This window comes from Anaerosporobacter sp. (assembly GCF_965301125.1).
The window spans coordinates 697-20350 of record NZ_CBDLAM010000062.1; the positions used below are offsets into that span (position 1 = coordinate 697).

The following is a 19654-nucleotide window of genomic DNA, read 5'->3' on the forward strand; positions in this document are numbered from 1 at the left end:
AGAAATTATACTAGAAACTTAATTTTATTAACTTAGATTTAAGCAACTGTATTAGAGAGTCTTAAAATACAATATTATTTTGGAAGGGAAAGGAGTATTTATGAAGATATTAATCAGTGACTATGAAGAAGAATTAAACCGGAATATATCATACGAAATTGCATTGTTAAAGGAGCATTTACCTGATGCAAAGATTGAAGTTTATCCGTATCTTTCAGAAGAAGATTTTTTGGAAAAGATAGAAGATGTTGATGCCTTGTCCATGGCATTTATTCCAATAACGAAGAAGGTCTTTGAACGAGCGAAAAAGTTAAGATGCATTTCAGTCAATGCAACAGGCTATGGAACCATAGATATGGAGGAAGCAAAGAAGCACAATGTGATTGTACTTACAGTAAAGGATTATTGCACAAAGGAGGTGGCCGAACATACGATGGCTCTGATGCTAGCACTGGTGCGAAATCTGAAAGTATATTCTCTTGCAATTGAGAAGAATCATGTATGGAGTTATCAATCTGCGAACGAGATGGAACGGCTATCGTACAAGACACTTGCCATCTTTGGATTTGGAAGAATTGGACAAGCTGTAGCTAAGAGGGCAAAGGCGTTTGATATGGAGGTTTTGGCTGTAGACCCATATGTAGATGAATCCGTTGCTAAGAGTATGGGAGTAAGGTTAGTTAGTAAAGAATATGCGCTTGAAAATAGTGATATAATAACCAATCATATGAATCAAACAGAAAGTAATGGGAGATATTTTGGAGAGGGTGAATACAAGAAGATGAAGAAGAGACCGATCTTTTTGAATTTAGGAAGAGGGGCATGCGTAGATGAAAAAGCGCTTGTTTCGGCTCTTGATCTAGGATATATACGTGCAGCAGGTATAGATGTATTGACGGAAGAAAACCCCGGGCTAGTAGATAATCCGTTACTAGGAAGAGATAATGTTATCATTACTCCACATGCAGCATTCTTTTCAAAACAATCCATGGAGGATTTACAGAGAATTACTTGTAAAAACATCATTAAAGAGTTTAGGTAGTATATTGTTATAAACATGGATTGTGTTGACTTGCCTTAGTGTTAATGATAGGATGTCTTAAGCAATAGTTTGGTTAATAAAGTATCTGGAAGGAGTATCATTATATATGCCAAGTAAATTTTATGCTGTTCGTAAGGGAAGAAAAACAGGCGTGTTTCATTCCTGGGCAGAATGTCAGACACAAATCAACGGATTTAGCGGAGCGGAGTATAAGAGTTTTAAGACCAATCAGGAAGCAATGGATTATGTCATGGGTGCAAAGAAGGTGGAGAGAGAACCAGTAGCCGACCATGAAAAGGCAATTGCTTATGTAGATGGTAGCTATAATGTGCATACAAAAGAATATAGCTTTGGTGCGGTTTTATTATACATGGGTAAAGAAGAAGAATATAGTCAAAAGGGTACAGATTCTGCCTTAGCAGATATGCGTAATGTTGCAGGAGAAATACTAGGAGCACGCAAAATGATGGAACTATGCGTGGAGAAAAATATTAAAGAATTAGACCTTTATTATGATTATGAGGGAATTGAAAAATGGTGTACAGGTGCTTGGCAAGCTAAGAAAGAAGGAACACAGGCATATCGTGATGCTTATAATGCAATGAAAAATGATTTACATGTTAATTTCCATAAGGTTGCAGCTCATACTGGTGTGGAATTAAATGAAAGGGTAGACGTGCTAGCTAAGAGGGCTCTTGGAATGGCATAATAGGAAAATAATATTAAACTTAATTGTAGTAGAGAAAGGTTGTAACAAAAAAGTATTTTGTTACAACCTTTTTGGGGCTAAAAAGGGATTATGTGTAGTTGCTGTTAAGTATGTAGCTGAGAATCCGTGAACAAGCATGTAATTTTGATATATAATTGTATAAAATCACATATAGTTATTAAAACTATATAATTAAGAATATAATACTATTAAATATTGACTATAATACCCAATGAGAGTATACTGTAAATTGTTTGATAGTCAAACTAAAATGGAAAATGCTATACAAAGACAGTATAGGAGGATAGATCTATGTTAATGAAACCACTTACAATAGGAAATTTAAAAGCCCGTTTACCAATTATCCAAGGAGGTATGGGAGTTGGAATCAGCCGTTCTAACCTTGCTGGTACAGTTGCACTAGAAGGTGGAATTGGTATTATTTCAACTGCTCAAATTGGATATGATGAGGAAGAGTTCGGTAGGAAGCCAATTGAGACGAATCTACAAGCAATTAAGAAACATCTAAAGCGCGCAAAAGAAATCGCAAAAGGCGGAATCGTTGGTGTTAATATTATGGTAGCAACAAAACAATACGCAGAATACGTTAAATCAGCTGTTGAAGCAAAAGCAGATGTTATTATTAGTGGTGCGGGTTTACCAGTTAATTTACCAGAGTTAGTAAAAGGTAGTGTTAGTAAAATTGCTCCAATTGTATCAAGCCTTAAGGCTACATCTGTTATACTTAAGATGTGGGATAGAAAGTACAATAGAACTGCTGATTTTATTGTAATTGAAGGACCACTGGCAGGTGGACACCTAGGCTTTCATGAGGATGAATTAGTTGATATTGATATGGACGCTTATGAGGAAGAAATTAAGAAAATTATAGATCTAACAAAAGAATATGAAGGAAAATACAATCAGGATATCCCTGTTATTGTAGCTGGTGGAATATTTGACAAAGAAGATGCAAAGAGAGCTCTAAGTATAGGCGCTGATGGGATACAAGTTGGAACAAGATTCGTTACAACGAAAGAATGCGATGCTTCCGATGCTTATAAACAAGCTTATATAAACTGTAAAAAGGAAGATATCCGCATTATTAAGAGCCCTGTAGGAATGCCTGGTAGAGCAATCTGGAATCCATTTTTAGAGAAGGTTACAAAAGGTAGAAGTGAGATTAAGCATTGTTTCAATTGTTTGGAACATTGCAATCCAAAGGAAGTACCATATTGCATAACAAAGGCCCTTACTAATGCAGTAGAAGGTAATTTAGAGGAAGGATTAATATTCTGTGGAGAGAATGCCTATCGTTTGAATGAAATTACTACGGTTAAGCAGGTACTCGAGGAATTGACGGTATAAAGAGTAAATCCTAGATATAGTTGACGTTTTGAATAAGACTATGATACAATTGATTTAACGATTTAAAACGTTGAAGTGATTGCACAGACGTGAGATTTAACCATGTGAAGTGTAAAGCTAGGTTGAAAAAACTACTATAGAAAGGATTTATACAAATATGGATTACAGAACATATTTAAGAAACTACCCTGATAAAGACGGAAGATTTGGGCCTTATGGTGGAGCTTATCTATCAGATGAACTAAAACCAGCATTTGAAGAAATTAATGATGCATATCAAACGATTTGTCACTCCTCACAATTCATTAGTGAATTAAGAAGAATTCGTAAAGAATTTCAGGGAAGACCAACACCAGTGTATCATTGTGAAAGATTGTCTAAGAAATATGGAAATTGTCAAATCTATCTGAAACGAGAAGACTTAAATCATACAGGTGCTCATAAATTAAACCATTGTATGGGAGAAGGATTACTAGCCAAATATATGGGGAAGAAACGATTAATTGCAGAAACTGGTGCAGGGCAACATGGTGTTGCTCTTGCAACGGCAGCAGCCTTCTTTGGATTAGAATGTGAGATACATATGGGGGAAGTAGATATAGCAAAACAGGCACCAAACGTAACAAGAATGAAGATACTCGGTGCGAAGGTTGTTCCTGTTTCAGCAGGACTTAAGACCTTGAAAGAAGCAGTAGATTCTGCTTTTGAATCCTATGCGAAAAACTATAAGGATTCTATCTACTGTATCGGTTCAGCACTTGGGCCACATCCATTTCCATTAATGGTTCGTGATTTTCAATCAGTTATTGGATATGAAGCGAAGGATCAATTCAAAGAGATGACTGGTTTACTTCCTGATGTGGTAACTGCCTGTGTCGGTGGAGGAAGTAATTCAGCCGGTATGTTTATTCCGTTTTTAGAGGAACCAGTTGATATCGTCGGTGTTGAACCACTTGGCAGAGGTACTGAACTTGGTGATCATGCAGCTTCAATGACATACGGTGAGAAAGGTATCATGCATGGATTCGAAAGCATCATGCTCAAGGATGATAAGGGAGAACCAGCACCAGTATATTCTATTGCAAGTGGTCTTGATTATCCATCAGTTGGACCAGAGCATGCATTCTTACATGACCTTGGCAGAATTGAATATACGACAGCATCAGATGAAGAAGCAATGGACGCTTTCTTCCAATTATCCCGTTTAGAGGGTATTATTCCTGCAATTGAAAGTTCGCATGCAGTAGCATATGCAATTCGTAAGGCGCAGGAGATGAAACAAGGCTCTATACTTGTTTGTTTAAGTGGGCGTGGTGATAAGGATATTGATTATGTAGTTGAACATTATGGTCTTGGAGAACAGTTCCTATAAGACTGGAAAACAAGTGAGTTTAATCAAATGATATAGAAAAGTTAAAGACAATTTTCATTTAGAATTTTACCGTGGCATATGATAAGGTAAAATTTATATTAAGATGAAAATTGTCTTTTTGAAATTATTTAACTTTTTTCAAATTAATTCAAGTTTTACTTGAAATTAATTAAATATAAACTTAAAATTAACTTGTAAGCACTAAAGATGCATTGACCTTAACAAATTGACCAGGAGGTTATCAAATGAGAATAGGTGCATTAGAAGCTGGTGGAACAAAGATGGTTGTTGCAATTGGGAATGGGCAGGGAGAAATCCTTGAGAGATTATCGATACCAACGAAAACGCCAGAAACCACTATGCCAGAATTAGTTGATTATTTCAAGAGTAGACAAATCGATGCATTAGGAATCGGATGTTTTGGTCCACTGGATTTGAATAGAGAATCTAGTACATATGGATATATTACATCAACACCGAAACTACCTTGGAGAAACTTCAATATCGTTGGTACGTTTCGAGATATGCTGAAAGTACCAGTGGGATTTGATACAGATGTGAATGCTTCTGCAATCGGAGAAGCCACATGGGGAATTACGAAAGATGTAAACAACAGTATCTATATAACAATAGGAACTGGGGTAGGTGTTGGAGTAATCATAGATGGGAAGCCACTTCATGGGATGTTACATCCAGAAGCAGGACATATTCTATTAGCAAGACACCCAAAGGACACTTTTAAAGGGTGTTGTCCATACCATGATAATTGTATGGAAGGATTAGCAGCAGGGCCTGCCATTGAAGCAAGATATGGGAAGAAGGCATATGAACTAACAGATAATGAAGAAGTATGGGAACTTGAAGGATTTTATATAGCTCAAGCTTTGGTAAATTATATACTTACCTTATCACCACAAAGAATTGTACTTGGTGGTGGCGTAATGCATCAAGAACAATTGATGCCAATCATTCATAGAGAAGTATTACGTATGTTGAATGGATATATTAATACAGAAGAATTACGTGCTATGGAGGATTATATCGTATTTCCTAAGCTTAATGATAATCAGGGAATTATGGGCTGTATAAAACTAGCAATTGATGAAATTAATAATACCATAAGAAGAGGAAAAAGGAGAATAGATTTAAATGAATAATAAAACGGAACAAATTATATTTTTAGAGCCAGTAATGAAAGAAGTATTATGGGGTGGAACAAGATTACGTGATGATTTCCACTATGAGATTCCTAGTGATCATACAGGAGAATGTTGGGCAGTAAGTGCACATGATCATGGAGATTGTGCAGTTGCTTCAGGAGCATTTAAAGGAAATACATTATCAGAGCTATGGAAGAATCATAGAGAACTTTTTGGAAATCTAGAAGGTGATCGTTTCCCATTATTAATTAAGATAATTGATGCGAAACAAGATTTAAGTATTCAAGTGCATCCAGATGACGCTTATGCGAAAGTGAACGAGAATGGTTCTTTTGGTAAGACAGAATGCTGGTATATTCTTGATTGTGACTCAGATGCAACAATTGTTGTTGGACATAATGCAAAGGATAAAGAAGAAGTTGCACAGATGATCCATGAAGGACGCTGGAATGAATTTATTCGTACAATTCCTATTAAGAAGGGTGATTTCTTCCAAATCAACCCAGGAACTGTTCATGCAATTAAAGGTGGTACTTTAATTTTAGAAACACAACAAAACAGTGATATTACTTATCGTGTGTATGATTATGATCGTTTAACAGATGGTAAGCCAAGAGAATTACATATTGAAAAGAGTATTGATGTAATTAAGGCACCATTTGATGTAGACTCAGCTTCAAGTAAACGTGAATTGGTAAAAGGAGATTCTATTGATAATGAAGCTTTAGTTTCTTGCTCTTACTACACTGTTGTAAAACAAGACGTTCACGGAAGTGCTAAGTTAACTCAAGATAAGAATTTCAAAATCTATAGTGTAATTGATGGAGAAGGATCAATTGATGGAGTTGACATTAAGAAAGGTACTCATTTCATTCTTCCTTACGGATATGGTGAGTATACGTTAGAGGGAAATATGTCATTGATTTGTTCTTATTAGTTAGATGAAAACTCTTAGAAATTATTGGTTATAATAATTTCTAAGAGTTTTTTATTTCGCTGATATTCATTTTAGTCGGTGATTCTACTCTTCAACTACAACATTAAAGGACGTAGATTTCATACGAAAACTACGTCCTTTAATGTTAGTAATGTTTCTATAACGCAATAAATTGTGGTTGTCTCTTCTCAAAAATCGTATAGTATTCAAAACCAAGGCTTTTCAGTAAATCTTCCGCCTTGTTGAAATCATAACCAAGATGTTCTGGCTTATGAGCATCTGAACCGATGGTTATAATTTCACCACCTAGTTCTTTATAGCGTTTTAATACATCGCTTTGTGGATGTGGATGGCCAAGACCATATTTATATCCAGCAGTATTTACTTCAATACCTTTTCCTTTTTGAATTAATGTTTTGAAGATTTCATCAATTAGATCGGCATATTTGACATAACTATAATTTTTATTTTGGTTAGGAGCATATCGAACGGCATAATCAATATGACCATAAATATCGAAATCATCAAATGTTTGTGCGTTCGCATAGATTGCCTCCAAATACTTTGTGATACCTTCTTCTTCCGTTATTCCTTCCCAATATTCTTTATGATAAGGATCAATATTTCCAACAAGATGAGAGGAACCAATGATGAAATCAAAATCGTTTTTCTCTGTTAGTGCGCGATATTGCTCTTTAAGGTAAGGTCTTAAACCATATTCAACACCACGTAGAATCGTAATTTGATCAGCGTATTTTTCACGTAATGTTTCTAGGTGATTCTTATAGATATCTGTATTGAATATAAATCCGCCTCCGAATTCTAATGGAAAGTCTAGGTCCATGTGATCGGTAAAACATATTGTATGAAAACCAAGTTCAATGGAACGCTGAATCATACTAGACATTGTGGCTTCAGAATCGTCTGAAAAACTTGAGTGCATGTGATAATCGGATAATATCATGGTATCCTCCCTTTCGTATTGTCTCATTTGAGTCGTAAATACAGTTTGTAAATATGGTGGAAATTGTCCTACCCATAAGTTATTTGATTATAATTACTTAACTTCTTCAATACCTGTTATATCCGGCTCAATCATTAGTGAATAGTTTGTATAATATACAACAAAACCTGGTTTTCCCCCACTTGGTTTCTTTACATTTTTCTTTTCTGTATAATCAATCTCAGCTTTTGTAAGTTCTCTTGCTTTTGAATAGTAAGCAGCTAATCTTCCCGCTTCTTCAAATGTTCGATCAGGAAGTTCTTCCCCATTGGTTTTTACAATTACATGTGAGCCTGCCATACCTTTTGCATGGAACCACCAATCGTTACCTACAGCAAATTTGAAAGTTAGCTCGTCGTTTTGGAAGTTATTTTTACCCACATACATATGGAATCCATCGGAAGAGATGTAGTGGAACGGTTTACTTGCAGATTTCTGTTTCTTTGCTTCTTTTTTAGAAACAAATTTTCTCTTCATATAACCATATTCCATTAATTCTTCTTTTAATTGAATTAGATCTTCCTCTAAAAGAGCAATATCAAGAGCAGCGCTGATAGATTCCAGATGCTCAAGTTCTTCTTTGGTTTCTAGTGTGAATTTTGTTAGAGCTTCATAAGTACGTTTTAATTTACTGTATTTATCAAAGTATTTCTTTGCGTTTTCGATTGGTGTAATGGTTGGATCAAGTGGAATAGTAACTTCTTCATTGGTATAGTAATTGAGAGCGGTCATTTGCTTTGAACCCTCTTCAACTGAGTAACCATATGCAGTGATAAGTTCTCCATAAACTTTGTACTTGTCACGTTTGTCGGTATCTTTTAATTGTTTCATCTGCAAATCATATTTCTTACGCGTACGTTCAATGGCATTGGATACAATTTTACGTAAGTCTACTGATTTTTGGCGAATTCTTGTTAAGGTATTTTTCGTTGCATAATATTGCTCGAGTAATTCACTTACGGAATCAAAATCCTTATGCTCATAAGTTTCGTATGTTGTTAAGCTAGTACTAGAAAACTCTACAGGATCGCCATTCTTATAGATAATATTTGGACGAAAAGAATTCGTTTTAATTTCTTCTATTAGTCGTTCAAAGTTCTTATATAGATGTAAACCTTCTAATTCACTTAGTGAACTTGTAGAAGCTTCGCCGTCAATGGAAGCACGATGGCAAATTTCATTTGCAATCAATGGGCTAATTCCAGTTAGAGAAGTATATAAAGCCTTGGATATCGCTAGAGGCTTGGTCATAACTTTCTCTATAAAATGCTCATAATCTACAGTGAGTGGATTCCATTTATCTTGTGTCTCAGGGATAAAGTATTCTCTTCCTGGAAGCACTTCACGTACGGAAGAAACCAATCCAGAGATATGCTTAATACTATCTATAATCATGTTCTTATCATCACAGAAGATGATGTTACTGTGTTTTCCCATAATCTCTGTAATTAGATGCTTGGTACAAACATCGCCAAGTTCATTGAGATGCTCAATTTCAATATCGATAATACGTTCAAGTCCTGGTTGCGTAATGCTTAGAATCTTCGCACTATTTAGATGTTTACGTAGTAGCATACAAAAATTCGGTGCGGTGATAGGATTTGGTTTGTTTTCCTGTGTGATATAGATTAATGGAAGACTTGCATTCGCTGATAAGAATAGTTTGTATTGGGTACGATTATTCTTTACTAATAATACAAGTGCATCATTTTCTGGTTGCGATATTTTATTAATACGACCACCAAGGAGGGTGTCGTTTAGTTCTTTTATTACATTTGCAATAACGAGTCCGTCTAATGCCATAGTAAAAACTCCTTTTCTATGAATTATCCATAGTGTACCACATTACCTTGAAAAAACCAATATTAGCTTCGAGGGACTTGTATTTTTATTATTGAGGCAAAACTCTGTTTAGGTTTTCGAAGCTTCTTAGATGATGTACTATGACACGAAACACGCTTCTCATCTAAGTACTTCTATGTGTGTATGGGGAGGTTATCTAAGTGATACGGAACCGCCTTCGATTCGGCATCCTGCCTCCCTAGCGCGATGACATATAGGTAATCTAAAGCTAATAATATCTGCATCGCACGGCTTGCTTCGGCATCCTTGCCTCGCATTCCTAGGTTGTTGAATACACACTAAGAAGTACTATAGATGTTATGCTATTGTTTCTTAGTCATAGTGCATCAGCTAAGAAGCTGATCTAAATAATTAAGAGTTTTGCTGTTTTACGTATAGACACAAGTACTAGGAAGGTAATCAAACTTCGTACTTGAAGATTTCAAGGTAGCTAACTGCTATATTCAACAAAATTCCTACTCTATATGAAGTTTTTAGTACAAAGTTTGAGTAAGTTAATCTAGCGGAAATATTTAATATCTGTATATTTATCATAAATCACTAGATAAGGCTTATATTCTAACTTTATCTAAATATCGCTTCACATAGTCTAGTTATGGCTTCTTTCATTATAGTTGGTGGTAGATTGGAATAATTTATAATTAACGTGTGTAGATTTTCTTTGGTTTCATTATGATAATAATCGGAGAGACAGGATATTCGGATTCCTTGATGAAGAGCTTCTTGGACTATTGCTTTATCTGTTTTATCTGTTGATATATGCATAAGAAAATGTAATCCAGAGTCTTCTTCTGTTATTCTTATCTTAACAGCATTTGGATTGTCTTGGATACATTGCATTATTAAATCCCTTTGTCCTCGATAATAGTTTCTCATTCGATTTATATGTTTCTCAAAATAGCCTTCTTTTATAAATCTGGCTAAGGTATATTGTTCAAAGTTTGATACAGTACAGGAGTAGAAGCTCAAGGTTTCATAAAACTTATGTAAAAGATGATTTGGCAGTATCATATAGCTGACACGTATGGTTGATGCTAAACTCTTGGTAAATGTATTCATGTAAATTACTTTTTCCATCACATCAATACTTTGAAGGGAAGGAATTGGCTTTCCCATTAAGCGAAATTCGCTGTCGTAATCATCCTCTATAATATAGCGTGTTTCGGATTTGGCTGCCCAACCAAGTAACTCATAGCGACGACTAATAGGAGTTATGATCCCAGTTGGATAGTGATGAGATACACTGGTATGTATGATATCAATGTTGTTAGTTTCTAGACTATCAATGGTGACACCATTTTCGTCCAGCGGTATGTAATGACAAGCTACTTGATTACTTCTGTAGATTTGTGCGACTTTACGATAGCCAGGGTCTTCCACTCCATAGATGCGATTATGACCTAGAAGCTGGATCAATAAGCCATAGAGATATTCTGTACCCGCACCGATGATAATTTGTTCTGATGAAACACTCATATTACGGAATTCTCTTAGGTGACCTGCAATTGCACATCGCAATTCCATGATTCCTCCACATGGTGAATTTGTCATTAGTTCTCGACTTTTATCCAATATGATTTCTCTCATTAATTTGGTCCAAACTGAGAAGGGAAAGTTATCTGGATTTGTTTGATTACTGATAAAATCAGCAAAATAGATATCAGGATTTGCAACTGTAGCTATATTTTCGGTACGAATTGGAGCAGTATCTTGATTCTTTCGATTTAAATCAGCCACGAAATATCCCTTCTTTGGTATGGAATAAATATATCCTTCCGCAAGTAACTGAGCGTAAGCATTTTCGATTGTAATTGTGCTTATGTTCAGATTCTTTGCGAATGTTCGCTTTGATGGCAATTTATCGCCAGGGGGAAGAACGCCTTGTAATATATCGTTTTTAATACATTTGTATAAATGTTCGTATAAGGTATCTGACCCTATATCAGCAAAGGAATAGGTTAACATGATATGTAATTAACTCCAATCTGACCATTTTGAATATATCCGAAATGGATATTTAATTATGGTCAGATATAATTATAATTGGATACATAAGGAAAATCAAGGTTTTGTGGGGAGCGAAACTCTTTGGGGGTATCGAACATACTTCTAGCTGTGAACACTATGCACGAAACACGCTTCGTAACTAAGTACTTCTAAGTGTGTGCGGTTAGGTTAGAGTTCCGTGCGGAAACGTCATCAACGTGACATCCTGTCACGGTGATGACTGACTCGGCGTCCTTGCCTCGTCTTCCTAGGTTTTTTAGCACACACTAAGAAGTACTATAGTTACTTTGCTATCGTTTCTTAGCATAGTGTTCAAAGCTAGAAGTATGAGTCAAGACTTTGGTGAGTTTCGCAAATCAAAAAGGAAAGTATATAGTAATAAAAAGCAAAAAGATATTATTTATAAGTTGAAATTTTATTTGAAGAAAGGATAAGTAACGATACGTATCTTCGTTACAGGTAATTGTTATGGCAGATAACAGATATGAGTTAAACAAGGAATTGGCACAGATGTTAAAGGGGGGAGTTATTATGGATGTAACGACCCCGGAACAGGCTAAGATAGCGGAAGCAGCAGGTGCTTGTGCAGTTATGGCTCTTGAAAGAATTCCAGCGGATATTCGTGCAGCTGGTGGGGTTTCTAGAATGAGTGATCCTAAGATGATTCAGGGTATCCAAAAGGCTGTTTCTATTCCGGTTATGGCTAAATGTAGGATTGGACATTTCGTGGAAGCACAGATTCTTGAAGCTATCGAGATTGATTATATTGATGAGAGTGAGGTATTATCTCCGGCAGATGATGTGTATCACATTGATAAGACGAATTTTAAAGTGCCTTTTGTATGTGGTGCGAAAGATCTAGGGGAAGCTCTTCGTAGAATTCAAGAAGGTGCTTCCATGATTCGTACGAAAGGAGAACCTGGAACTGGTGATATTATTCAAGCTGTTCGCCATATGCGTATGATGAACCGTGAAATTGCTAGAATTACTTCCATGAGAGAAGAAGAATTATATCAAGAAGCGAAGGAATTACAAGTTCCTTATGATTTAGTGGAATATGTACATAAGAATGGAATAATCCCAGTGGTAAACTTTGCTGCAGGAGGTGTGGCTACTCCAGCAGATGCCGCACTAATGATGCAATTAGGTGCAGAAGGTGTATTCGTTGGGTCAGGAATATTCAAATCTGGTAATCCGCGAAAGAGAGCAGAGGCAATTGTGAAATCAGTTACGAATTATAAGGATGCAGATATGATTGCTAAGTTATCTGCGGATTTAGGTGAAGCAATGGTTGGAATCAATGAACAAGAAATCAAACTTCTTATGGCAGAGAGAGGGATTTAGGTAAAACCTGCAAAACTATTGTTAGTTTTCTAAGTTGCATCATAGACTACGCACTATGACACAAAACACGCTTCACGTCCAAGTACTTCTAAGTGTGTGTGGAATGTATTTTAAAAGGTACGGACCCGCTTTCAACACGACATCCTGTCGTGTTCAAGCTGGCTCGGCTTCCTTGCCTCGCCGTCCTTTGTAGCATAACACACACTAAGAAGTACTATAGACGTTCCACTATCGTTTTTTAGTCATAGTGCGTAGTCTACGATACAAATTTACCTAACGATGTTTTGCAATTCCTTGGTATTTGAGGCTTAATATAAAGGAGGACTAGAGAATGAAAGTAGCAGTTCTAGCAGTTCAAGGTGCATTTATTGAACATGAAAAACGTATGGAGCAACTTGGTGTTTCGTGTATTGAGTTACGCCAGGCAGCTGATTTAGAGAAAGAATATGATGGAATTATCTTGCCTGGTGGTGAGAGTACGGTTCAAGGTAAGTTATTAAAAGATTTAGGGATGTTTGATAAATTGCAACAACAAATTAAAGAGGGGATACCGACATTAGCTACCTGTGCTGGATTAATTTTATTGGCCGAGCAGATTAGTAACGATGATAAAGCGTATATTAAGACACTACCTGTGGTTGTTAAGCGCAACGCTTATGGCAGACAGTTAGGAAGTTTTCGTACAGTAGGAGAAGTGAAGGGGATTGGTAACGTACCAATGGAATTCATTCGTGCTCCATATATTGAATCAGTGAAAGACAATGTAGAGGTTTTAGCAACAGTTGATGAACACATAGTTATGGTGAAATACAAGAATCAACTTGGAATGGCATTCCATCCAGAGTTATGTGAATGTACGAAAATACATGAAAAATTTGTCCAGTTAATAGTGGAAAATAGTAATAAGAACTTGACTTATATAGCATAGTAATCTATAATTAAACAAGTGTGTCTTGAGGGATAGAACGGTTTCTATCCCTCAAGTTGATGGTAATTTTGACTTAATAATTAGCCGTCAAGTGCAGTAATTTAGGTAAGAATAGAAATTGGAAGGAATCTTCCATTAGAATGAAGGACGTGAGTCTAATGTTAAGAAGCATGACAGGTTTTGGTAGGTATGAACTATCAAACGAAGAGAGAAAAATCGTTGTTGAGATGAAGTCAGTTAATCATCGTTACTGTGATATCTCGATAAAGATGCCTAAGAAGCTAGGTTTTTATGAGGCAACAATTAGAAGTTTACTTAAGAAATACATCCAAAGAGGAAAAGTTGATGTATTTATATCATATGAAGATTATACAGAAAACAAAGTTTGTGTGAAATACAACTCTAACATAGCAAAAGAATATGTAGAAAAATTAAGACAAATGGGAGATGAATTCCATCTGAATAATGATATTAATGTTTCTAGTTTGTCTAGATATCCAGAAGTATTAACTTTAGAAGAACAGACAGTTGATGAGACAGAATTATGGAATTTATTAGAAGGAGTAATCGCTCAGGCTTGTGAACAATTTGTTAAATCACGTACAAGAGAAGGCGAACATCTTAAGAATGATTTAATTAACAAGTTAGATAGTATGCTTAGCTTGGTTGATTCTGTTGAAAGTCGTTCACCACAAATTATTTCAGAATATCGAAGTAAGATTACTGCTAAAGTACAAGAATTATTAGGTGATACAAAGCTTGATGAAAGTATACTAGCCACAGAAATTACATTATTTGCAGATAAGATCTGTGTAGATGAAGAGACTGTTAGACTTAAGAGTCATATCAATAACATGAAAACATCACTAGATGAAGAAAATGGAATTGGTAGAAAGTTAGATTTCATTGCACAAGAGATGAATCGCGAAGCGAATACGATTCTTTCCAAAGCTAATGATTTGGAAATTACCAACATAGCAATTGATTTAAAGACAGAAATCGAGAAAGTAAGAGAACAGATACAGAATATTGAATAGAAATGGGGAATCTGTTTGAATGGTTTAGTAAATATTGGTTTTGGCAATATTATTAATAGTAAGAAAATTGTTTCAATTATTAGTCCAGATGCAGCACCAGTAAAGCGTATGGTACAGACCGCAAAAGATAATGGAACTGCAGTTGATGCGACTTGTGGGAGAAAAACAAGAGCCGTCATAGTAACAGATAGCGGACATCTTGTATTATCTGCCCTACTACCAGAAACAATTGCGAACCGCGTAAATAGTAAAGAGGAAATGGATCAGAAGGGTGAATATGATGAGTAAACAGGGAATACTAACTGTTGTTTCCGGCTTTTCGGGTGCTGGAAAAGGTACCTTAATGAAAGCGCTATTAAAAAAATATGATTATGGATTATCCATATCAGCTACTACAAGAGCACCACGTGCTGGCGAAGAAGACGGGCGCGAATATTTCTTTTTGACAAGAGAACGTTTTGAGAGTATGATAGAGCAGGGTGAATTAATAGAGTGGGCTGAATATGTCGGTAACTACTATGGAACACCTAAGAAATATGTAGAAGAACAATTAGCGGCAGGAAAAGATGTAATCTTAGAAATTGAGGTACAAGGAGCATTTCATGTAAGAAAACAATTTCCTGAGGCATTGTTGTTATTCATAACTCCACCGAATGCGAATGAGCTTAAGAGCCGTCTTATCAATCGCGGTACGGAGAGTATGGATAAGATTGAAAGTCGTTTACACCGTGCATCTGAAGAAGCAGTTTTTATGAAGGAATACGATTTTATCGTTGTAAATGATGATTTAGATGAGTGTGTTGAACGTCTGAATGAAATTATTGAAAACGAACATAGTAGAACATTGAGAAATGATTCTTTTATTGAGAAAATGAGTAAAGAGTTAATGGCATTTAAGAAAGGAGATTTATAATATGTTACATCCATCATATACAGATTTAATGAACGTAGTAAATAGCGAGGTTGAACCAGGAGAAGATCCAGTAGTTAACAGCAGATATTCAATCGTTTTAGCAACATCAAAAAGAGCAAGACAAATCATTAGTGGAAGTAAACCATTCGTTTCTTGTAATTGCCCAAAACCACTTTCTATTGCTGTAGAAGAATTAAATAAATCTAAAGTAAAAATTGTAGGTGATGAAGATACATTAGTTGATTAATTCATCTTTGTTTATTTAGAATTGAAAACGTCAGTCTTTGCAAAACTATGATATACGGGGAAAGAGGGAAACAGGATGAGTCGAGAAGAAAATTACTCAAATGATGACTTCGAAAATGCACAAAGTACTGTAGACGTTGACACATATGAAAACGATCCTATATCAGCTTTGAGTGAGGTAGTTTCTTCTAAAGAAGTAATGGTAGATGAAGTTGAGGAAAAAGGGAATCCTTTACAAGATAATAAGGTTTCTAAGAAAGAAAAACGTACAAGTATTATTAAGGAATTACTTGTATATATTATAATATTCTTTATTGGATTATATATTATTCCAAATTATGTGTTACAAAGAACAGTAGTTGATGGCGATTCGATGTTGAATACCTTACACAATGAAGAAAGCTTATTGATTGATAAGATTAGTTATGTGGTCGGTGACCCAAAACGATTTGATATCGTTGTATTCTATCCTTACGGGAAAGATGTGGAAGAGTATTATGTTAAGCGAGTAATTGGTTTACCAGGTGAAACTGTGCAGATTATTGGTCAGGATATCTATATCAATGGAGAGATTCTTGAAGAAAACTATGGTAAAGATCCGATTCATTACTCAGGTATCGCCAAAGATCCAATTACATTAGCGGAGGATGAATATTTCTTAATGGGAGATAATCGAGAAATTAGTTTTGATAGTCGCTACGAAGAAATAGGCCCAGTACATCGTGACTATATTGAAGGTAAAGCGTTCGTACGTATCTGGCCACTTAACAAATTTGGTTTTGTTGATTAAAGATAACTATTCTGATGCAGTAAGAAATCAGATGAATATTAGAGTAAAAAGACTCTTTGTCTAACTAGACAAAGAGTCTTTTTGTATTTTTTTTATTTTTAGTGAAATAATTACAAATATAGTATTGCAAAAAATAATTATACGTGCTAAAATAATAAAAACAAACATATGTTCGAATTTTGGAGGCGTCATATATGCATAATCAAGAGAGCTTAACAATACAACAGAAATTAGAGATTTTATCAGATGCTGCTAAGTATGATGTGGCATGTACCTCTAGTGGTGTCGACCGTAAAGGTGATGGAAAAAGCATGGGGAATTCTATAGCTAGTGGAATCTGCCATACGTTTTCAGCTGATGGTAGATGTATCTCTTTGTTGAAAATATTGTTTACGAATGAATGTATCTTTGATTGCAAATACTGTATAAATCGATCTTCCAACGATGTAAGACGAACATCTTTCACACCAGAAGAAGTTTGTTCATTAACAATGGAATTTTATAGAAGAAACTATATAGAGGGATTATTTTTAAGTTCTGGAATATTGAGAAATCCTAATTATACCATGGATCTGATCTATCAAACATTGTATCAATTGCGTATGATCTATCAATTTAATGGATATATACACGTAAAGGCCATACCAGGAGCAGATTCGGAATTAGTAGATAGAATAGGTTGGTTAGCAGATCGTATGAGTGTTAACCTAGAATTGCCTACGGCAGATGGACTTAAGATGCTAGCACCCAATAAGAATCGTAAGAATATATTGCGACCTATGAAACAGATTCAGAATGGAATATATAGTAATAGACAAGAGTTAGGTTTAAAGGATAGACAAGTTTTATTACCGAATAAAGATATTGCTGTAAGGGATAAGCAAACAGGGATAATAGCAACGGGATTAAGTAATCAAGATGTTAGTTCTATTCATAAAGAGAATGCGTTACGTGTTAAAAGACTTTCTGCAGTTAATATGAAGAAAGGTGACCGTGTATATGTCCCTGCTGGGCAGAGTACACAGATGATTATTGGAGCAACTCCAGAAAATGATTTTGAGGTTGTTTCTGTCGCTGAGGCGTTATATCGTAATTTTAATTTAAAACGTGTCTTTTATTCCGCTTTTATTAAGGTAAATGAAGACAGTATGTTACCAACAATTCCTGGTGGTCCTCCACTACTAAGAGAGCATCGATTATATCAAGCGGATTGGCTTATGAGATATTATGGATTTAGTTCTAGTGAGCTATTAAGTGAGAAGCAACCCAATTTTAATGTTTTATTGGATCCTAAATGCGATTGGGCACTTAGAAACCTACATTTATTCCCTGTAGAAATCAATAAGGCTGACTATTATACATTATTACGTGTTCCTGGTATTGGAGTTAAGTCTGCTTCTCGAATTATAGAAGCAAGAAAGCATGCAAAGTTGGATTTCGCAGATTTGAAAAAAATAGGTGTTGTCTTAAAAAGAGCAATTTATTTTATTACATGCAACGGAAAAACAATGTATGCAATGAAATTTAATGAGAACTTTATAATGAATCAGCTTACATCATTAGAAGATAAGATCATATTAGGTTTAGAAGAGAATACAACATACCAGCAATTATCATTATTTGATGTGAAGAGTTTTAATATAAATACAGGTATTGTTTAGACTGGAGAAGAACTTCTTAATTCTCAATGTTTATCAAAACGAGGTGATAATTTGGAACAATATATTTTTCAATGTGAAGATAGCCTAGATGGAATTTTTACTGCCATTTATAATGCTTGGGATAGTGGATATGGACATAAGAATATTCGAATTGAGTTAATAGATAGGGAGACTAATTATCAATTGTTTTCAACATATATTCCAGTTATTACAGATTATGAAAGATCGGAAAAGGTTGCAAGAACGATTAAGAAGAAAATTTCGGTTGAAGCGTATGAATCTATCTGTCGTGCAGCAATGACGAATCGAGAAGAAAAGGCAGATGTTATCTACAGATTTATTATTCTTGGATTGCATTATGGTTCATCTATCATAACGAATTATAGTAATTCAAGTGTACAATCTATATTTGAGATGAATCGAGCTGTTGGTAATGAAGTCCATCATTATCTTGGATTTTTGAGATTTTCAGAGCTAAAGAATAAAGTTTTATACGCTAAGATAAATCCTAAGAATAATGTAGTAACTTTGTTGGCACCTCATTTCGCTGATCGATTACCTGTTGAGAATTGGATTATTCATGATGAAGTCCGTCAGATTGCTGTTGTTCATCAAATAAATGAAGGTTGGGTACAAGTAGATACTTCTGAGGTAGATTTTTCTGCACTTGGTAAAATTAATACTGAGGAAGAGGATTTAGAAGAGTTATGGAAAGCTTTTGTTGACTCCATTGCTATTTTAGAAAGAACAAATCCTAAATTACAAAGGCAAAATTTACCAATACGTTTTCGTAGTAATATGACTGAATTCACATGAATATTTTATTATAAGAGTGGAATACTAACTATGTAATATGTAATAACTTCCTAAGACTAAAGTAGAGGAGTTATTATAAGTAATAGTATACTAGGAGGAATATTCCATGAAAAAGAAATTGTACGTATTAATTACCGTGTTCTGTTTATCTATGTTCGCAATGACTGCATGTACTAATGGTAATGGGACAAATAACAATGGTAATACAAAAAATAATGGTACAACTACAGATGGAACTACAACCAATGGAGCAACCAATGGAACAACTAATGGAGCAACTAATGGAGCAACCAACGGAGCAACAAATGGTACTACAAATGGAAACACTGTAGGTGAAAACATTCAAAATGGTGTTGATGATGTTATTGATGGAGTTGAGAATGGTGTAAATGATGTTACTGGTAATACTGATAATAACAATACTAATAACAACACAAATAACAACAATAAAACAACAA

19 protein-coding genes are annotated in these 19654 nt (G+C 35.1%); 16 read left to right on the forward strand and 3 right to left on the reverse strand.

Features of this window, described 5'->3' with window-relative positions:
• Positions 1-100: 100 nt before the first annotated feature.
• The 6 genes from ACW2QF_RS08775 (at position 101) to manA (ending at position 6588) form a co-directional block, all read left to right on the forward strand.
• Positions 101-1042, forward strand: a complete 942-nt coding sequence (locus ACW2QF_RS08775) for a C-terminal binding protein (RefSeq protein ID WP_455715624.1) — start codon at positions 101-103, stop codon at positions 1040-1042.
• A 106-nt stretch (positions 1043-1148) separates the two neighbouring features.
• Positions 1149-1751, forward strand: a complete 603-nt coding sequence (locus ACW2QF_RS08780) for a ribonuclease H1 domain-containing protein (protein ID WP_455715625.1) — start codon at positions 1149-1151, stop codon at positions 1749-1751.
• 312 nt (positions 1752-2063) lie between these two features.
• Positions 2064-3119, forward strand: coding sequence for an NAD(P)H-dependent flavin oxidoreductase (locus tag ACW2QF_RS08785; protein WP_455715626.1), 1056 nt, complete (start codon positions 2064-2066; stop codon positions 3117-3119).
• Positions 3120-3276: 157 nt separating this feature from the next.
• Positions 3277-4491 carry a tryptophan synthase subunit beta gene (gene trpB / locus ACW2QF_RS08790; RefSeq protein ID WP_455715627.1) on the forward strand — a complete coding sequence of 405 codons (1215 nt, stop codon included), beginning with the start codon at positions 3277-3279 and terminating at the stop codon, positions 4489-4491.
• 245 nt (positions 4492-4736) lie between these two features.
• Positions 4737-5648 (forward strand): ROK family protein, encoded by a 912-nt coding sequence (locus ACW2QF_RS08795; protein ID WP_455715628.1) that lies wholly within the window; start codon positions 4737-4739, stop codon positions 5646-5648.
• Positions 5641-6588 (forward strand): mannose-6-phosphate isomerase, class I, encoded by a 948-nt coding sequence (manA, locus tag ACW2QF_RS08800; RefSeq protein WP_455715629.1) that lies wholly within the window; start codon positions 5641-5643, stop codon positions 6586-6588. Before ACW2QF_RS08795 ends, manA begins: the two co-directional genes overlap by 8 nt.
• Before the next feature lie 157 nt (positions 6589-6745).
• Here the strand turns inward: manA and ACW2QF_RS08805 are convergent, their stop codons facing one another.
• The 3 genes from ACW2QF_RS08805 to pdxR form a co-directional block, all read right to left on the reverse strand.
• Positions 6746-7552, reverse strand: a complete 807-nt coding sequence (locus ACW2QF_RS08805; RefSeq protein WP_455715630.1) for a histidinol-phosphatase HisJ family protein — start codon at positions 7550-7552, stop codon at positions 6746-6748.
• A gap of 93 nt (positions 7553-7645) precedes the next feature.
• Positions 7646-9394 (reverse strand): Rqc2 family fibronectin-binding protein, encoded by a 1749-nt coding sequence (locus ACW2QF_RS08810; RefSeq protein ID WP_455715631.1) that lies wholly within the window; start codon positions 9392-9394, stop codon positions 7646-7648.
• Positions 9395-10018: 624 nt separating this feature from the next.
• On the reverse strand, positions 10019-11419 hold the full coding sequence (gene pdxR / locus ACW2QF_RS08815) for a MocR-like pyridoxine biosynthesis transcription factor PdxR (protein WP_455715632.1): 1401 nt from the start codon (positions 11417-11419) through the stop codon (positions 10019-10021).
• 510 nt (positions 11420-11929) lie between these two features.
• Between pdxR and pdxS the strand changes: the two genes are divergently transcribed.
• From pdxS to ACW2QF_RS08865, 10 genes are all read left to right on the forward strand, one after another.
• Entirely contained in the window at positions 11930-12805 is an 876-nt protein-coding gene (gene pdxS, locus ACW2QF_RS08820; RefSeq protein ID WP_455715633.1) for a pyridoxal 5'-phosphate synthase lyase subunit PdxS, read from the forward strand.
• Positions 12806-13136: 331 nt separating this feature from the next.
• Positions 13137-13733 carry a pyridoxal 5'-phosphate synthase glutaminase subunit PdxT gene (gene pdxT, locus ACW2QF_RS08825; RefSeq protein ID WP_455715634.1) on the forward strand — a complete coding sequence of 199 codons (597 nt, stop codon included), beginning with the start codon at positions 13137-13139 and terminating at the stop codon, positions 13731-13733.
• Positions 13734-13891: 158 nt separating this feature from the next.
• Entirely contained in the window at positions 13892-14770 is an 879-nt protein-coding gene (locus ACW2QF_RS08830) for a YicC/YloC family endoribonuclease (protein ID WP_455715635.1), read from the forward strand.
• Positions 14771-14785: 15 nt separating this feature from the next.
• Positions 14786-15058 (forward strand): DUF370 domain-containing protein, encoded by a 273-nt coding sequence (locus ACW2QF_RS08835; protein ID WP_455715636.1) that lies wholly within the window; start codon positions 14786-14788, stop codon positions 15056-15058.
• Entirely contained in the window at positions 15051-15683 is a 633-nt protein-coding gene (gmk, locus tag ACW2QF_RS08840) for a guanylate kinase (RefSeq protein ID WP_455715641.1), read from the forward strand. Before ACW2QF_RS08835 ends, gmk begins: the two co-directional genes overlap by 8 nt.
• A 1-nt stretch (position 15684) precedes the next feature.
• Positions 15685-15930, forward strand: coding sequence for a DNA-directed RNA polymerase subunit omega (gene rpoZ, locus ACW2QF_RS08845; RefSeq protein ID WP_073290630.1), 246 nt, complete (start codon positions 15685-15687; stop codon positions 15928-15930).
• A gap of 75 nt (positions 15931-16005) precedes the next feature.
• Positions 16006-16719, forward strand: coding sequence for a signal peptidase I (lepB, locus tag ACW2QF_RS08850; protein ID WP_455715637.1), 714 nt, complete (start codon positions 16006-16008; stop codon positions 16717-16719).
• 194 nt (positions 16720-16913) lie between these two features.
• Positions 16914-18380 carry a putative DNA modification/repair radical SAM protein gene (locus tag ACW2QF_RS08855; protein WP_455715638.1) on the forward strand — a complete coding sequence of 489 codons (1467 nt, stop codon included), beginning with the start codon at positions 16914-16916 and terminating at the stop codon, positions 18378-18380.
• Between the two features lie 51 nt (positions 18381-18431).
• Positions 18432-19196, forward strand: a complete 765-nt coding sequence (locus ACW2QF_RS08860) for a TIGR03915 family putative DNA repair protein (RefSeq protein WP_455715639.1) — start codon at positions 18432-18434, stop codon at positions 19194-19196.
• 106 nt (positions 19197-19302) lie between these two features.
• Positions 19303-19654 (forward strand): hypothetical protein (locus tag ACW2QF_RS08865; protein WP_455715640.1); only part of this gene is annotated, 352 nt, incomplete at its 3' end.

Bases quoted from the DNA above. Each gene is read 5' to 3' on its own strand.
- ACW2QF_RS08775 (WP_455715624.1), top strand. From the start codon at position 101: ATGAAGATATTAATCAGTGACTATGAAGAAGAATTAAACCGGAATATA.
- ACW2QF_RS08780 (WP_455715625.1), top strand. From the start codon at position 1,149: ATGCCAAGTAAATTTTATGCTGTTCGTAAGGGAAGAAAAACAGGCGTG.
- ACW2QF_RS08785 (WP_455715626.1), top strand. From the start codon at position 2,064: ATGTTAATGAAACCACTTACAATAGGAAATTTAAAAGCCCGTTTACCA.
- trpB (WP_455715627.1), top strand. From the start codon at position 3,277: ATGGATTACAGAACATATTTAAGAAACTACCCTGATAAAGACGGAAGA.
- ACW2QF_RS08795 (WP_455715628.1), top strand. From the start codon at position 4,737: ATGAGAATAGGTGCATTAGAAGCTGGTGGAACAAAGATGGTTGTTGCA.
- manA (WP_455715629.1), top strand. From the start codon at position 5,641: ATGAATAATAAAACGGAACAAATTATATTTTTAGAGCCAGTAATGAAA.
- ACW2QF_RS08805 (WP_455715630.1), bottom strand. From the start codon at position 7,552: ATGATATTATCCGATTATCACATGCACTCAAGTTTTTCAGACGATTCT.
- ACW2QF_RS08810 (WP_455715631.1), bottom strand. From the start codon at position 9,394: ATGGCATTAGACGGACTCGTTATTGCAAATGTAATAAAAGAACTAAAC.
- pdxR (WP_455715632.1), bottom strand. From the start codon at position 11,419: ATGTTAACCTATTCCTTTGCTGATATAGGGTCAGATACCTTATACGAA.
- pdxS (WP_455715633.1), top strand. From the start codon at position 11,930: ATGGCAGATAACAGATATGAGTTAAACAAGGAATTGGCACAGATGTTA.
- pdxT (WP_455715634.1), top strand. From the start codon at position 13,137: ATGAAAGTAGCAGTTCTAGCAGTTCAAGGTGCATTTATTGAACATGAA.
- ACW2QF_RS08830 (WP_455715635.1), top strand. From the start codon at position 13,892: ATGTTAAGAAGCATGACAGGTTTTGGTAGGTATGAACTATCAAACGAA.
- gmk (WP_455715641.1), top strand. From the start codon at position 15,051: ATGAGTAAACAGGGAATACTAACTGTTGTTTCCGGCTTTTCGGGTGCT.
- rpoZ (WP_073290630.1), top strand. From the start codon at position 15,685: ATGTTACATCCATCATATACAGATTTAATGAACGTAGTAAATAGCGAG.
- lepB (WP_455715637.1), top strand. From the start codon at position 16,006: ATGAGTCGAGAAGAAAATTACTCAAATGATGACTTCGAAAATGCACAA.
- ACW2QF_RS08855 (WP_455715638.1), top strand. From the start codon at position 16,914: ATGCATAATCAAGAGAGCTTAACAATACAACAGAAATTAGAGATTTTA.